Origin of the sequence: Priestia sp. J2 (assembly GCF_020790095.1) — a bacterium.
GTDB classification, from domain to species: domain Bacteria; phylum Bacillota; class Bacilli; order Bacillales; family Bacillaceae_H; genus Priestia; species Priestia zanthoxyli.
Map to the genome: position 1 here is coordinate 2,484,589 of NZ_CP086208.1, position 13,805 is coordinate 2,498,393.

General features: G+C 37.1%; 16 protein-coding genes. 6 read left to right on the forward strand and 10 right to left on the reverse strand.

Going from position 1 to position 13,805, the window contains the following annotated elements:
• Positions 1-325: 325 nt before the first annotated feature.
• Together LJY09_RS12460 and LJY09_RS12465 are read left to right on the forward strand one after the other, a co-directional pair.
• Positions 326-664 (forward strand): hypothetical protein, encoded by a 339-nt coding sequence (locus LJY09_RS12460; RefSeq protein ID WP_154972956.1) that lies wholly within the window; start codon positions 326-328, stop codon positions 662-664.
• A 95-nt stretch (positions 665-759) separates the two neighbouring features.
• On the forward strand, positions 760-1,044 hold the full coding sequence (locus tag LJY09_RS12465) for a hypothetical protein (RefSeq protein ID WP_028408390.1): 285 nt from the start codon (positions 760-762) through the stop codon (positions 1,042-1,044).
• A 44-nt stretch (positions 1,045-1,088) separates the two neighbouring features.
• On the opposite strand, the gene LJY09_RS12470 is transcribed toward LJY09_RS12465, so the two are convergent.
• Positions 1,089-1,646 carry a helix-turn-helix domain-containing protein gene (locus tag LJY09_RS12470; RefSeq protein WP_028413197.1) on the reverse strand — a complete coding sequence of 186 codons (558 nt, stop codon included), beginning with the start codon at positions 1,644-1,646 and terminating at the stop codon, positions 1,089-1,091.
• Between the two features lie 85 nt (positions 1,647-1,731).
• Between LJY09_RS12470 and LJY09_RS12475 the strand changes: the two genes are divergently transcribed.
• Positions 1,732-2,709 (forward strand): DMT family transporter, encoded by a 978-nt coding sequence (locus LJY09_RS12475; protein WP_115654042.1) that lies wholly within the window; start codon positions 1,732-1,734, stop codon positions 2,707-2,709.
• Positions 2,710-2,755: 46 nt separating this feature from the next.
• Here LJY09_RS12475 and LJY09_RS12480 read toward each other — a convergent pair whose 3' ends face one another.
• Positions 2,756-3,544, reverse strand: coding sequence for a DUF4240 domain-containing protein (locus LJY09_RS12480; protein ID WP_028413195.1), 789 nt, complete (start codon positions 3,542-3,544; stop codon positions 2,756-2,758).
• A 295-nt stretch (positions 3,545-3,839) separates the two neighbouring features.
• Between LJY09_RS12480 and LJY09_RS12485 the strand changes: the two genes are divergently transcribed.
• The gene (locus LJY09_RS12485) at positions 3,840-4,268 is read left to right on the forward strand and encodes a GNAT family N-acetyltransferase (RefSeq protein WP_028413194.1); all 429 of its coding nucleotides are present in this window, start codon (positions 3,840-3,842) and stop codon (positions 4,266-4,268) included.
• 67 nt (positions 4,269-4,335) lie between these two features.
• Here LJY09_RS12485 and ilvD read toward each other — a convergent pair whose 3' ends face one another.
• Positions 4,336-6,012 (reverse strand): dihydroxy-acid dehydratase, encoded by a 1,677-nt coding sequence (gene ilvD / locus LJY09_RS12490; RefSeq protein ID WP_013083330.1) that lies wholly within the window; start codon positions 6,010-6,012, stop codon positions 4,336-4,338.
• Between the two features lie 225 nt (positions 6,013-6,237).
• Here ilvD and LJY09_RS12495 point away from each other — a divergent pair, with 225 nt between their 5' ends.
• Complete coding sequence (locus LJY09_RS12495) at positions 6,238-7,182, forward strand: alpha/beta hydrolase (protein ID WP_028413193.1); 945 nt, start codon at positions 6,238-6,240, stop codon at positions 7,180-7,182.
• Positions 7,183-7,200: 18 nt separating this feature from the next.
• On the opposite strand, the gene LJY09_RS12500 is transcribed toward LJY09_RS12495, so the two are convergent.
• The 7 genes from LJY09_RS12500 to LJY09_RS12530 all read right to left on the reverse strand — a co-directional run bounded on the left by LJY09_RS12500 (position 7,201) and on the right by LJY09_RS12530 (position 12,205).
• Positions 7,201-8,127, reverse strand: coding sequence for a manganese-dependent inorganic pyrophosphatase (locus LJY09_RS12500; RefSeq protein ID WP_014459925.1), 927 nt, complete (start codon positions 8,125-8,127; stop codon positions 7,201-7,203).
• Positions 8,128-8,382: 255 nt separating this feature from the next.
• Entirely contained in the window at positions 8,383-8,841 is a 459-nt protein-coding gene (locus tag LJY09_RS12505; protein WP_028413192.1) for a hypothetical protein, read from the reverse strand.
• 104 nt (positions 8,842-8,945) lie between these two features.
• Entirely contained in the window at positions 8,946-9,227 is a 282-nt protein-coding gene (locus tag LJY09_RS12510; protein WP_028413191.1) for a hypothetical protein, read from the reverse strand.
• Positions 9,228-9,364: 137 nt separating this feature from the next.
• Positions 9,365-9,592: a hypothetical protein gene (locus LJY09_RS12515; RefSeq protein WP_028413190.1), complete on the reverse strand. Its 228-nt coding sequence runs from the start codon at positions 9,590-9,592 to the stop codon at positions 9,365-9,367.
• Positions 9,593-9,818: 226 nt separating this feature from the next.
• Positions 9,819-10,892, reverse strand: a complete 1,074-nt coding sequence (locus tag LJY09_RS12520; RefSeq protein WP_028413189.1) for a branched-chain amino acid aminotransferase — start codon at positions 10,890-10,892, stop codon at positions 9,819-9,821.
• A gap of 219 nt (positions 10,893-11,111) precedes the next feature.
• A complete protein-coding gene (locus LJY09_RS12525; RefSeq protein WP_028413188.1) occupies positions 11,112-11,597 on the reverse strand; it encodes a hypothetical protein in 486 nt (161 codons plus the stop codon).
• A gap of 20 nt (positions 11,598-11,617) precedes the next feature.
• Positions 11,618-12,205, reverse strand: coding sequence for a lysophospholipid acyltransferase family protein (locus tag LJY09_RS12530; RefSeq protein WP_228307763.1), 588 nt, complete (start codon positions 12,203-12,205; stop codon positions 11,618-11,620).
• Positions 12,206-12,475: 270 nt separating this feature from the next.
• Here LJY09_RS12530 and LJY09_RS12535 point away from each other — a divergent pair, with 270 nt between their 5' ends.
• On the forward strand, positions 12,476-13,798 hold the full coding sequence (locus LJY09_RS12535) for a nucleobase:cation symporter-2 family protein (RefSeq protein ID WP_154972957.1): 1,323 nt from the start codon (positions 12,476-12,478) through the stop codon (positions 13,796-13,798).
• The last annotated feature ends 7 nt before the right edge of the window (positions 13,799-13,805 follow it).

Consider the following 13,805-nt stretch of genomic DNA (forward strand, 5'->3'; position numbering starts at 1 on the left):
TATATGATGTATTTTCCATTTTTTATTTTATCACAATTAAAGCTGGTTCCGACTCACAGAACGTTATTTTTAAAGCATTTCCGCTTAGATATGTAAGACCTTTTAACATCAATAATAAAATTTTCAAAAAGTATGTCAGGTAGTTTAACAATTAGCTAGAGTCTTTACGTAAAACGAACTATACTACAGATAATTCAAGTAAGAACAGAAAAAATGAAGGGAAATGAGAAGAAAAAAATATTAAAATTAATACATTGAAAACGCTTCCAAATATGAAGGCATAGTGCTATTATATAATTATTAACAGAATAGGGATGTGAGAAAGATGAATAAATTATTTTTAGAAGAGTTACGATACATTATCTTGTGTGAAGTGCCTATGACAAAGTACCGAGTAGAGCAGCTTCAAGACAAATTTGATCAAAGCCCATACTTAATTAACGAACTTTATCAACTCCTATTCGAAAAGCGTCACATTTTAGCTTTTGTTGATGATATTGAATCATCCCTGTATGACTATATTGTGAATAAAGAAATGATGGATGCTAAAACGTATTACGGAGCTATTGCACATACAGCAAATCTTTTCGGCGAAACGCCTACATATATAAAATGCAAAATAAAAAAATATAGACAGTCTTCGATTTCAAGTATCAGTGCCTAAAAGTTGCGCACAGCTGATTCAAATAAAAAGCAAAAAAGAAATCCTAGCACAAGGGTTTCTTTTTTGTACCAATAACATATAGGGAGGAAAATAAGATGAAGACATTTTTTATCACAAATCGCTATTCGTTTCTTGAAACGCAAGTAAATGAATACATGCAATCGTTACTGGTAAAAACGCCTGAACAAGTTATTTTATATTTCGAAAGACAAATTCGAAAGTATAAAGTGTATTTACAGAAAAAACATCATTACCCAGAGTGTATGGTTCAATCTATCCACCGATTAATTGAAGAATATTCATTAAGTATCATTAAAGTAAAAAAATATATTAGCTATCAAAACAAGCTGATGAATAAACAGCTATTAGAGCCGCAGTAAAACGAATCATTTTTTATGGTTCGTTTTACTGCGGCTCTGCCGTTTTACTCCTCATATTTTAGCAGTAAATGCAGAACAGCGGGACGTTCTTCAAGATTTTTGTATGAGTGTACATGACTTCCTTCAAATTTTATAGAGTCAAATTGTTTTAGCTCGTATAGCTCTTCTTCTATTTTCATTTCGATTCTTCCTTCCATTACCGTTGCTACTTCAATTAATCCTTTGTGATGCGGTTCAGGACGGTATGTAGCGAGAGGCGCAAGAAAGGCTCGGTACATTTCAATCGTCGAATCCATTTGGTTTTGAAACATAAATTCGATTTTCCAAGCTTCATCTGGCCCTTTGAGAGAAAATCCTTCTCCGCACTTAGATAGGGATACTGAAGGCTCCACTGATACTAATTTGGTTAAAGGAATATTTAAACCTGTGGTTATTTTCCACATCACCCCTAAAGTGGGATTGGTCTCTCCCCTTTCAATTTTTCCTAATGTAAGTTTACTGACTCCTGTCTTTTCAGCTAGTTCATCCAGAGTCAAATGATTTTGCACCCTGATTTTTCGTAATTCACTGCCTACTTTTCTAATCATCTCTTCTGTGTGCATTTCTTCCTTCCTTTCTTTTGTATATTATGATAAACTTTTTTAAGTGATTAACATATTATAATATATTTAATAAGGAGGGTAAACAATGAAAGCAATAATGTGGGGACTATTATCTTCCATGTTCTTTTCCGCTACGTTTATTGTTAACCGAGCAATGAATGTATCTGGAACGAGTTGGGCATGGACTGCATCCCTCCGCTTTTTATTCGCTATTCCTATTTTACTCATTTTAGTGCTGCTGCAAAAGAAATTTATGCCTCTATGGCAGGAAATGAAAAAACACCCTTGGGCTTGGCTTGGCTGGGGAACACTTGCAGGAGTAGGTTTTTATTCTCTCTTAAGTTTCTCCTCCCTTTTTGGACCATCTTGGCTGGTGGCGGGAACGTGGCAAGTGACTATTTTAGCAGGAGCTCTTCTTTCGCCCTTGTTTTTTATAAAGGTTCAAACTGCGGAAGGATATAAAAAAGTGAGAGGGAAAATCCCGCTAAAAACGCTTAGTGTTTCAGCGTTTATTTTAGTAGGCGTTATTCTTATGCAGGTGAAAGAAGCAGAAAATATTACGCCTATGCAGTTTATCTTAGGGTTTCTACCTGTGGTTGTCGCTGCTTTTTTATACCCGCTTGGAAATCGTAAAATGATGGAAATATGCAGCGGGAAGCTCGATACGTTCCAACGCGTTTTAGGAATGGCATTAGCAAGTATTCCGTTAAGTATTATTTACGCCATATACGGCTTCTTTACTACAGGTATCCCAAGTTCTCCCCAATTTTCTCAAGCCTTCATCTTGGCAATGAGTTCAGGTGTAATTGCTACGATGACGTTCTTTTACGCAACAGACTTGGCAAAAGAAAATTTAGGTTTGCTTGGAGCGGTTGAAGCAACTCAATCAGGCAGCATGATTTTTACCGTGCTTGGCGAAGTGTTTTTATTAAATGGACGTATGCCAACAGGGATTGCGTTAGCTGGTATGACGATAATCGTAATTGGAATGATTATGAACAGTATGCTAAACAAAAAAACAAAACTGTCTTCGGCCGCCCTGTCACGTACTCTATCAAAATAAAAAAAGAGGAGATGAAAATCTGTTTAAAGGTTTTCATCTCCTCTTTTTAATATTCGAGATGATTGTTCCAATAGCGGCTCCAAAGCACAGGGAATCGCATCTGTAAACCATCCTCATCATCTTCATCCCAATCAAGATCCAATTCTTGCTCATCGTACCACACTGGATCAAACTGGTCATATTTATCATAATAATAGTCGTTATCTAAACCTGTCTTTTCTTCGTAAGCTTCACACGCTACAGAAAGTAATTCTTCTAATTGAGGAGCATAGCCTTCTGCTTCTAATGGTTTAAGTACAGAAATCATCGTCTCAGGAGATTCAACCGCTTTATAATATATGTCTTTTCCCTGATATAAAAGCCACGCTCTAAAATAATCAAAACAATCATCTGAACAACCGCCCATTACAATATAAGCTGCTGCCCACAATGAAGAAGTATAGGATTGATCAAAATGCTGATTTAGTAGCTGATCAAAGCGAAAAATGTCCTTTTCAGAACGCTTCGCTAGCGTGGAGCGGAGCCATTCCATTTGCTCATCGACATCTAATTTTGTCTTCGCCTTTTTTATCAGTTCCCAAAAGAGAGACTCTGACATCGTGCTGTCTTTCATTACTTGCATCGAACAAGTTAAAGGCTTATATCCTTTCTTCAATTTTGCACGAATCAGCTTTTCAGCTTCTGCTTCACAAGCCTCTGCGGAAGCAAACTCTTTCACTTGCATGCGACCGGCTGTATCAACTTTTCCAAAGTGAATGATTAACTTGCTGTCTCTTCTTTCAACTTTCCAAAATTTATTCGATTGCTCATCTTTATACACTAAGGTTATTTGCATGATACATTCCCCTTTTTCATCCCACTACTATTGTGAATAGTTCTCTTTTTACAATTTATGTAGATTCACAGCGCTTCATAATCCATTTTCTTTGCTTTTTTAACATGTTTCAGTTGATCTTACTATTGCTGAGGTCGTTTAAACAGTGAGTAATGACCACAAATTTGTGTAAAATGTTCATTGGTTGCTTTTTGTTGCATTTACAACATTTTATTTTTCCTTTATACTCTTTTTATATCACGTATTTTTATTATACAAAAAAGAAGCCTAAATTCGTAGAAAAGGAAGGATTTTAATGAAAATTAAGCATGTTACAACAAAAGAGCAGCTTGAAGAAGTATTCCATATACGTAAAACAGTGTTTGTTGAAGAACAAGGAGTGCCGTTAGAAGACGAATTTGATGAACATGAGGAAACGGCAAAACATATGTTAATTTATTATAACAACGAACCAGCTGCTTCTGGCAGATTCCGCATAGTAGACGATTACGCCAAAATAGAGCGAATATGCGTATTAAAGGAATTTAGAAAATACGGGCTCGGAAAAGAAGTGGTGACCAGCTTAGAAGAAGCAGCGAAAAAAGAAGGCTTAACTCAATCTAAGCTTCACGGTCAAGTTCAAGCTGAACCTTTTTATCATAAATTAGGGTATAAGACTGCTTCTGATGTCTTTATGGAAGACGGTATTCCACACGTTATTATGAAAAAAGAGTTTACGTGTTAAAAAGGCTTCTTTGCACAGTTGCTTTAGTAAAGAAAAAGGCTCTCCGTAGAGAGCCTTTTTTGTGCTATTAGATTTTCATAATTCCGCCTGTGCTTGCAGAAGTTACAAGTTTAGAATATCTTGCAAGATAGCCTTTTTTCACTTTTGGCTCAAAGCCTTTCCAGTTTGCTTTTCGTTCTGCCCAAACATCTGGAGAAACTTGAACATTCATTGAACGATCTTCAATGTCAATCACGATGTGGTCGCCATCTTCGACAAATGCTAGCGGTCCGCCTTCAGCAGCTTCTGGAGATGCGTGGCCGATTGATAATCCACGTGAAGCGCCAGAGAAGCGTCCGTCTGTTAATAGTGCTACTTTTGCACCTAGTCCCATTCCCATAATTTGAGAAGTTGGAGCTAACATTTCAGGCATTCCCGGTCCGCCTTTTGGTCCTTCATAACGAATGACTACGACATGTCCTTCTTTTACTTTTCCGTTAGCAATACCATGCAGCGCCTCGTCTTGAGACTCAAATACAATTGCTGGTCCTTCGTGGCGAGTAATGCCGTCTTGAACACCGCCTGTTTTAATGATCGCGCCGTCTGGAGCTAAGTTACCAAACAATACAGCAAGTCCGCCTTTTTCTGTGAACGGCTTATCGATTGGATGAATAACGTTATAATCTTTTACATCGCATCCTGCAATGTTTTCGCCTAGCGTTTTTCCAGTAACCGTCATCGTATCTAAATGAAGAGCTCCTTCTTTTTTAGATAGCTCGTTTAAAGCAGCAGATACGCCTCCTGCTTCATGTAAGTCTTCAATAAATACATCCGAAGCCGGAGCGAGTTTTGCCAAGTGAGGCACGCGTTCCGCTACTTCATTAATGCGTTCTAACGGATAATCAATTTCAGCTTCATTTGCAAGAGCTAGCGTATGAAGAACTGTATTTGTAGAACCACCTAACGCCATGTCTAAAGCAAATGCGTTGTCGATTGCTTTTTCTGTTACGATATCACGTGGTTTTAAATCTAATTTAATTAATTCCATAAGCTGTTTAGCTGATTTTTTAACAAATTCTCTACGTTCAGGAGCAACTGCTAAGATTGTACCATTTCCAGGTAAAGCAAGTCCTAACGCTTCAGCTAAGCAGTTCATTGAGTTCGCTGTAAACATTCCTGAACAAGATCCGCATGTCGGACAGCCAAATTGTTCTAATTCAAGTAATCCTTTATCATCAAGTTTACCAGCTTGATGAGCTCCTACGCCTTCAAATACTGAAGAAAGAGAAATCTTACGGCCGTCGCTCGTTACGCCAGCCTTCATTGGTCCGCCGCTAACAAAAACTGTCGGAATATTCAGACGTAATGAAGCCATTAACATCCCAGGCGTGATTTTATCACAGTTTGGAATACATACCATTCCATCAAACCAGTGAGCAGATACTACCGTTTCAACTGAGTCAGCAATGATTTCACGACTTGGTAATGAATAACGCATACCGATATGTCCCATCGCAATACCGTCATCTACACCGATAGTGTTCATTTCAAAAGGTACGCCACCAGCTTCGCGAATCGCATCTTTTACGATTTTACCAAACTCCTGTAAGTGAACATGACCTGGTACAATATCAATATATGAATTGACAACCGCAATAAACGGTTTGCCGAAATCCTCTTCTTTTACACCAGCTGCACGCAGTAGGCTGCGGTGTGGTGCTCTGTCGAATCCTTTTTTGATCATGTTACTTCTTAATTCTGCCACAATAATTCCCTCCGTATTCATCTAACCTATTAAAAACTAAATCTTTTTAAATTGTTTAATAATTTTTAATATAAATACTAATTTAACAAATCACACAAAGGTTTGTAAAGGTTTATGACAAAATAATCATTTTTTATTTTAAAATAGTAAAATCACCTGCATAAATTAGTATAATATATACATATATCCCTTATTTTACAGGAAAACAGAAGGTGGATGCTGAGCATGAAACAATCCTTTTATTACAGAGGTCATCAAGAAAAAGAAATATTTGCACAAAAATGGAATGTTGAAAACCATTCTGCAAAAGGCGTTGTCCAAATAGCCCATGGGATGGCCGAACATATTGGACGCTACGAGTACTTTGCTAATGTATTAACGCAACATGGATATATCGTATATGGGAATGATCACCGAGGTCACGGTCAAACAGCTTTAAAAGATGAAGACAAGCGTTTTTTTGCTGAAGAAAATGGTTTTGATACAGTAGTCTACGACATGATTGCTCTGACTAAGCACATTTCGACGGAACACTCCGACCTACCGATCTTTCTTTTCGGTCACAGCATGGGGTCTTTTCTAACGAGAAGATATATTCAATTGGATACAGAGCACATTCATGGTGTGATACTCTCAGGTACTGGCAGCATTCCTTCCCTTTCACTGCAGGGAGGTATATTAGCTGCGCAAATAGAGATAAAGAGAAAAGGGTTACGATCTCCTAGCCCTTTGCTTGATAAACTCTCTTTTGGACAATACAATAAATCATTTCATCCTGCTCGGACACCTTTTGATTGGTTAAGTCAAGATAATGAAGCTGTAGATTTATATGTAAATGACCCTTATTGCGGTGGGGTTTTCACAGCGGGGTTTTTCTATGACTTACTAACAGGAATCAAACAAATCTCTAACTTAGCTAATATAAAGCTAGTTCCATCAAGCCTGCCTATTTATTTGGTATCTGGAGAACATGATCCAGTAGGCAGCTATACAAAAGGCGTAGTCAAAGTATATAACGACTTTAAAAAGGCAGGATTACAGGATGTAAGTTACCGTTTTTTTAAAGAGTGCCGTCATGAGTTGCTGAATGAATTAAATAAAGATGAAGTGATAGAAGATATACTAAATTGGCTTAACGTGCAAATAGACAAAAAAACGGTTCGTGTGTAGACACGAACCGTTTTTTTATTAAGCAAATACAGATGTTAATACAGGTACTACTTGTTTTTTACGTGATACAACGCCTTCTAAGACAGCTGTATTGTTTTCAAGCGTTACGTTGTATGCTTCTTCTACTTTTGAAGCAGCAGAACCTAATGCTAATGCAGTAGAGTTGCTGTTTAAAATATCTGTAACAACTAAAAGGAATAATTGTAATCCTTTTTCTTCGATTGTTTTAGTAATCGCTTCTTCCAATTCAACTTTGCGCACTAAAACGTCGTTTACGTCAATTGCATTCACTTGTGCAATTTCAACTTTGCTTGTGCCCATGCTGAATTCTTTAGCATCTAATGAAATTAATTGTGAAGCTGTTTTATCACCTAAGTCAGCTCCAGCTTTTAGCATTGCTAATCCGTACTCTTCTGCATCTACGCCTGCAATTTCCGCTAATTCTTTAGCAGCTGCAACGTCTTGGTCTGTGCAAGTTGGTGATTTGAATAATAAAGAATCAGAAATGATAGCTGATAGCATAAGACCTGCGATGTTAGGTTCGATTTCTACGCCGTTTTCTTTATACATCTTGTTTAAGATCGTTGCCGTACATCCAACTGGCTCTGCACGATAGTATAAAGGATCTGCTGTTTCGAAGTTAGCAATACGGTGATGATCAATTACTTCAAGCACACGAACTTGATCAATATCGTTTGCACTTTGCTGGCGTTCGTTGTGGTCCACTAAAATAACTTCATTTGTTTCTTTAGATACTTCATCAACGAAACGTGGTAGTTCAGCGTTGAACTTTTCAAGAGCGAATTGCGTTTCACCGTTAATATCGCCTAATCGAATTGGTTCAGCGTCTACACCTAATTTATTCTTTAAATCAGCGTATGCAATTGCAGAACAGATTGTATCTGTGTCAGGATTTTTATGTCCAAAAATTAACGTCTTTGCCATCTTAAATCTCTCTCCTTCTTACGTATGTAAATAGCATTCTTGCGTAAAGTTAGTTAATTCGTTCACGCAACATTGCCATTTTAACATAAACTTTTACATTATTTTAATTTTTTTGCGAAAAATGATGTTCATCCGCAGATATTTTGCCATTTTGTATCTTTTTCACAGTAAAAACACCTCTATTTCCGATATAAATAGAGGGTTTTATACGTTCATTATATAAAAGTTAACGATAAAACACAACCTGTCTCTCTATCACTTGATAGATAACTTAAACGCAGTATCTTGCCACTTTTGATAAAGAAAAAGTAGAACAGCAATAACCATCATTAGTACAAATAATAAAAAATGATTCATTCCCTTCAGTGTATAAATGTCTAGTTTTTCAAAGATAGGACTCATGATAAATGCCTGAAATAAATCGAACGCTGCATTGATAATCATAAACATCCAAAAGCCAGGATAGGTAAAATAAAAAATAAAAAGCGTTCCTATTATAAATATGCCAAAAGGAAAAGGCGTCATATTAACAAAGAAAAAAAGAGTTTCATTGACTTCCCACCAGTTAAAGCGATCTGCGATTTGAAAAACCACCGTTAACAATACCACTCCGAATAGCGATACAGCCATATACCGCTTTACTCGCTCTTTATCAACTGCAAAAAGCAATAGCCAAGGACCGATAAAAAGCACCCACATTACGATTTGCGCCATGAGCTTTCCACCTTTCACTTTCAAAAAGAGAATATATATTATTCTGTCCTTATTTATGTAAAATAACCAAGAAAAGCACCCTTGTTAAAGGATGCTTTTCTTGGTTATCGTCGCAGTGTAAAGTTGAAATGTTCATTTACTATAGCTCCTAGCTCTTCAAGAAACTGCTGAGCAGTCATTTCCTCTACGCTTTGGGTATACCAAGCAAGCTGAGATTTTTTATGAACATTGTTGTAATATACATCTCTTGACCAATATGTTTTTGATCGGTATGTATAATTAAAGTGAATGAATAGTTCACTCCCGTCTGGACACTGCAACAACACGCGGTAATGTGGATTACGACGATTTTTATCTAAACTCATTTCTTTAATCTGCGCTAACATTATTCACCTCTAAAGCCATTACTTAATCATTTAAAGGTAAATGCCACACCACGCTATATCCTAGCTCTGCCATCAACTAGAAAATCATATATTTTCTAAAATTCTACACGATATAGGACAAAAGAGGAAGAGATAATTTATTGGTGGACGTGTAAAGTTTCATATAAATCTTTTAGCTGCTCAGGGTATTGAGACCTTACGTAATAACCTGTAGGACGGTGCTCGATTAAATGAGAAGCAAATAAGTAGCCGATGAGCACGTGCATTTGTTCATCTGAGGTTTCTTGGTTTAATTCCCATTCGAGTCGTTCAGCTAAGTGTGAAGCCAGCTGTTTAATTTTTTCATCATGTGATAAAAAGAGCATTTTGTTCTCCCCCTTATATAACGAATAAGTAATGCTGTGAATTTCAATAAAGACAACGTATTGCTTTTATAAGGATAATTATATTTTATTTTACAATAAAAGTATATAAATAGTTCTAAATATTCAAAAAATAACTTATTTCTTTTGGACTATTCGACAGCAAACAAAAAAAGAAGCGGGAGCTGTCCCGCTTCTTTTACGTAAAAAGATATTCGATTACCGAAATTTATTCTACTTCCACTGCCCAGCCGAATGGATCTTCCACTGTACCATTTTGAATACCTGTTAGAGTGTCATACAGTTTTTGTGATACTTCTCCTGTGTTTCCACCGTTGATGACCATTTTCTCGTTATTCCAAAATAGCTCGCCAATCGGAGAAATAACTGCAGCTGTACCTGTTCCAAATGCCTCTTCTAGTTTGCCTTCCGAATAAGCTTGCTTAATTTCTTCCATAGAAATACGGCGCTCAGTTACAGGCATATCCCAGTGTTTTAGCAGCTCAATGATGGATTTACGCGTAATTCCTTCTAAAATGCTTCCGTTCACAGATGGAGTTACTACTTCTCCATCAATTTTGAAGAAAATATTCATGCTTCCTACTTCTTCAATGTACTTGCGTTCAACTCCGTCTAACCACAGTACTTGTGAATAGCCTTTTGAGTCAGAAAGCTGCTGAGCTTTTAAGCTTGAAGCATAGTTTCCACCTGTTTTAGCAGTCCCTGTCCCTCCGGCTACAGCACGAACAAATTCGCTTTCAACCGCAATTTTTACAGGAGCAATCCCTTCTTTATAATATGAGCCAACTGGAGATAGAATAATGATAAATTGGTAGCGGTCAGATGGCGCTACTCCTAAGTAAGGCTCTGTCGCGATGACAAATGGACGAATGTATAGTGATGTACCTTCAGCAGTAGGAATCCATTCGCGGTCAATTTTAATCAGCTGTTTTAACGCTTCTAATGCTAAGTCTTCGTCAACATGAGGAATACAAAGACGATCGTTTGATTTATTTAAACGTTTGAAATTCTCATCTGGTCTAAATAATAATACTTGCTCTTTTTTTGTTACATATGCTTTTAGTCCTTCAAAAACAGACTGCCCGTAATGAAAGATCATAGATGCCGGATCTAATGTGATAGGTTGATAAGGTACAATACGAGCATCGTGCCAGCCTTGGCCTTCTGTATAATCCATAATGAACATATGGTCCGTGAAGATTTTCCCGAATTGCAATTGATCAGATTGCGGCTTTTCTTTTTTTGTTTGACTTAGTGTCACATCGATTGAATAAGTTGTCATAGTTGTTTCTCCTTGCTCTTTATATTTACGGGTTTTTCGCTTAAACCTCTATATAAGTTACATTGTACAACTTTAGGGAAGCGTGTCACAATAGTTAGAGACGAAAAATTCTAAAAATTTTATAAAAATTATAAAGAAATAGCACCTAATCGAATTAAGTGCTGAATTGAAAAGGTTTTCTTTCTAAAAAAACTATTTCTACATTTTATTTACAACCATTTATAAACCAATTTTCACTCGAAGCTTTTCATCTTGTATTGAAAATTGTTTGATTTTTCCTACTGGAATGACTTTCACTTTATCAATTTCATTGAGGTTGATATGAATTTGTTTTTCTTCATACGTAGTAACAGGCGGCTTATGAAAAATTCGATAGTTGATCCAATTTTGATTAAGAGGTTTCATTTCATGGATTTTGAATACAAGCGTACGTTCTTTTGCTTCAAGAGGTTCTAGCACAATAGAAAATGGAATTCTCACCAGAAATTTTTTAATAATTCCATTCACGTGAATATAGGAGTCTTGAAATGAAATAGAAAATTGCTGAATTTGATCTTGCTTTGTCATTTGCTTTTGAAAAATCCGCATGAGCATAGAAGCGGATATAGGAACGGTTACACCGCTTTCAGCCATCTTTTCTTTCATTTTTGCCTGCACATCATCACTAATCACATCGTTTAGCTTTCTCTGTACCCAATCCTTCATGATGCACCTCCGCTATGAAGTTATGTTTCTGTTTCCTCTAACGCACGAATCGAAGCTGTTAAGTGATTTGACACGTCGGCGAGCCGATCTTTTGTCAGCTTTCCTTCAGCAAGATAGAAGGGCTTCCCAAAGGAAATGACAACGGGCTCCTTTGAAAATATCTCTTTTACATTTTCGGGTCCTTTGTAAACTGCGGGTACAATAGGAACCTTTGCCATACTTGCTATAGTGACTGCTCCTCTTTTTAAGGGAACGTCTTCCTCTGTTCGCGTGCCGCTAGGGAAAATCCCGACGATATGTCCTTCTTTTGCTAATTTAATAGGTGTTTTAATGCTGCTGGGTCCTGGGTTGTTACGATCTACTGGGAATGCGTTAAGTTTTTTTAATACATTACTAGTGAGTATATGATTAAAAAGCTCCTTTTTTGCCATAAAATGAATTTGGTGAGGCAAAATAGCCGCACCAAGCGCTACAACGTCTACCCATCCCTTATGCGAACAAGCGATCACAAAGCCTGTATCCGCTGGCAGATACTCTCTGTTCCTTACCTGAAACTTCCCCCTTCTTTTTAATAAAAATTTACATGTGTGAGCCGCAATATTATACATAAGTGTTTCCTCTTCTCTCTATTAGTTGAAAATATATACAAAAATTATATCACTTGGTATTAAGAGTTGATACTAAAAAAGGAATGTAACATCTTTTTACACGGTAGCTTACCTACTTCTCTATATATTGTAAAAAAGGAGATATTGAAACCTCTGTTTTTGGTCAACTTGACTAATGACATCCCTTAAAAAACATTTTACTATTAATGTATCATTCTAAATGTAATATTTATTAACATTACATGTGATATAATTAAAGGAGGTTTTTAGGTGAATAACCAAAATCGACCGTTTCAACTAGCTTCATTGGGATTACAGCACGTACTCGCTATGTATGCGGGTGCCATTCTCGTTCCGCTGATGGTAGGACGCGCATTAAATTTAAATGCACATGACTTAGCCTATCTCGTAGCCATCGATTTACTGACCTGCGGACTAGCTACGCTGCTGCAGGCTTGGACGAACAGGTGGTTTGGGATTGGTCTTCCTGTTGTACTTGGAAGTTCATTTGTAGCGGTGACTCCTATGATTGCGATTGGAACTCAATATGGAATTAGCGCTGTTTACGGAGCGATTATTGCCGGTGGTATTTTCATCGTACTGGCAGCAAGTTTTTTAGGCAAAATTATTAAATTTTTTCCTCCAGTTGTCACAGGAACGGTTGTGACGATGATTGGTTTATCACTTGTACCATCCGCTGTCCGAAATATGGCAGGAGGAGTAGGAAGTAAAGATTTTGGTTCTCTTTCTAATCTTCTTCTATCTTTTGGTGTTCTAGCGCTTATTTTAATTTTAAATCGATTTTTCAGCGGTTTCCTTCGTTCTCTTTCTGTGTTGATTGGAATTGTAGCCGGAACAATAGCCGCTGTATTAATGGGAAAAGTTAATTTTACTAACTTTAATGAAGCTTCTTGGCTGCACATTCCCACTCCTTTTTATTTTGGGATGCCCACTTTTGAAATTGGACCGATTTTAACGATGATTCTCGTATGCTTGGTCATTATTATTGAGTCTACAGGCGTATTTTTAGCGTTAGGAAAACTGTGTGATCGGGAATTAACTGAAAAAGATTTTACAAAAGGCTACCGTGCCGAAGGAATCGCCATTGTTCTTGGAGGGCTATTTAATGCTTTTCCTTACAATACATTCGCTCAGAATGTAGGACTGGTTCAATTATCGAAAGTAAAAACAAAAAATGTAGTGGTAGTAGCCGGCTTTATTCTCGTATTATTGGGACTTGTTCCTAAAATAGCTGCTTTTACGACCATTATTCCTACTCCTGTTTTAGGAGGAGCAATGGTCGTGTTGTTTGGTTTAGTTATTTCATCAGGCATCAAAATGCTAAGCGCTGTTGATTTGGCTAAACAAGAAAATTTGCTGATTATTGCGTGCTCTCTTTCGCTGGGTCTTGGTGTAACGGTGGTACCTGATTTATTCGCCCAGCTCCCATATGCTTTGCGTGTGATTGTAAGCGATGGAGTTATTACTGGAAGTTTAGCTGCCATTTTATTAAATCTCTTTTTTAACGCATCGGTTGAACGAAAAGTACCTTCTGTCTCTTTAGAGAAGACAGATTATTCAGAAATAAAGTAAAGGTGGT

Coding starts and splice junctions, on each gene's coding strand:
- LJY09_RS12460 (WP_154972956.1), top strand. CDS start 326: ATGAATAAATTATTTTTAGAAGAGTTACGATACATTATCTTGTGTGAA.
- LJY09_RS12465 (WP_028408390.1), top strand. CDS start 760: ATGAAGACATTTTTTATCACAAATCGCTATTCGTTTCTTGAAACGCAA.
- LJY09_RS12470 (WP_028413197.1), bottom strand. CDS start 1,646: ATGCACACAGAAGAGATGATTAGAAAAGTAGGCAGTGAATTACGAAAA.
- LJY09_RS12475 (WP_115654042.1), top strand. CDS start 1,732: ATGAAAGCAATAATGTGGGGACTATTATCTTCCATGTTCTTTTCCGCT.
- LJY09_RS12480 (WP_028413195.1), bottom strand. CDS start 3,544: ATGCAAATAACCTTAGTGTATAAAGATGAGCAATCGAATAAATTTTGG.
- LJY09_RS12485 (WP_028413194.1), top strand. CDS start 3,840: ATGAAAATTAAGCATGTTACAACAAAAGAGCAGCTTGAAGAAGTATTC.
- LJY09_RS12495 (WP_028413193.1), top strand. CDS start 6,238: ATGAAACAATCCTTTTATTACAGAGGTCATCAAGAAAAAGAAATATTT.
- LJY09_RS12500 (WP_014459925.1), bottom strand. CDS start 8,127: ATGGCAAAGACGTTAATTTTTGGACATAAAAATCCTGACACAGATACA.
- LJY09_RS12505 (WP_028413192.1), bottom strand. CDS start 8,841: ATGGCGCAAATCGTAATGTGGGTGCTTTTTATCGGTCCTTGGCTATTG.
- LJY09_RS12510 (WP_028413191.1), bottom strand. CDS start 9,227: ATGTTAGCGCAGATTAAAGAAATGAGTTTAGATAAAAATCGTCGTAAT.
- LJY09_RS12515 (WP_028413190.1), bottom strand. CDS start 9,592: ATGCTCTTTTTATCACATGATGAAAAAATTAAACAGCTGGCTTCACAC.
- LJY09_RS12520 (WP_028413189.1), bottom strand. CDS start 10,892: ATGACAACTTATTCAATCGATGTGACACTAAGTCAAACAAAAAAAGAA.
- LJY09_RS12525 (WP_028413188.1), bottom strand. CDS start 11,597: ATGAAGGATTGGGTACAGAGAAAGCTAAACGATGTGATTAGTGATGAT.
- LJY09_RS12530 (WP_228307763.1), bottom strand. CDS start 12,205: ATGTATAATATTGCGGCTCACACATGTAAATTTTTATTAAAAAGAAGG.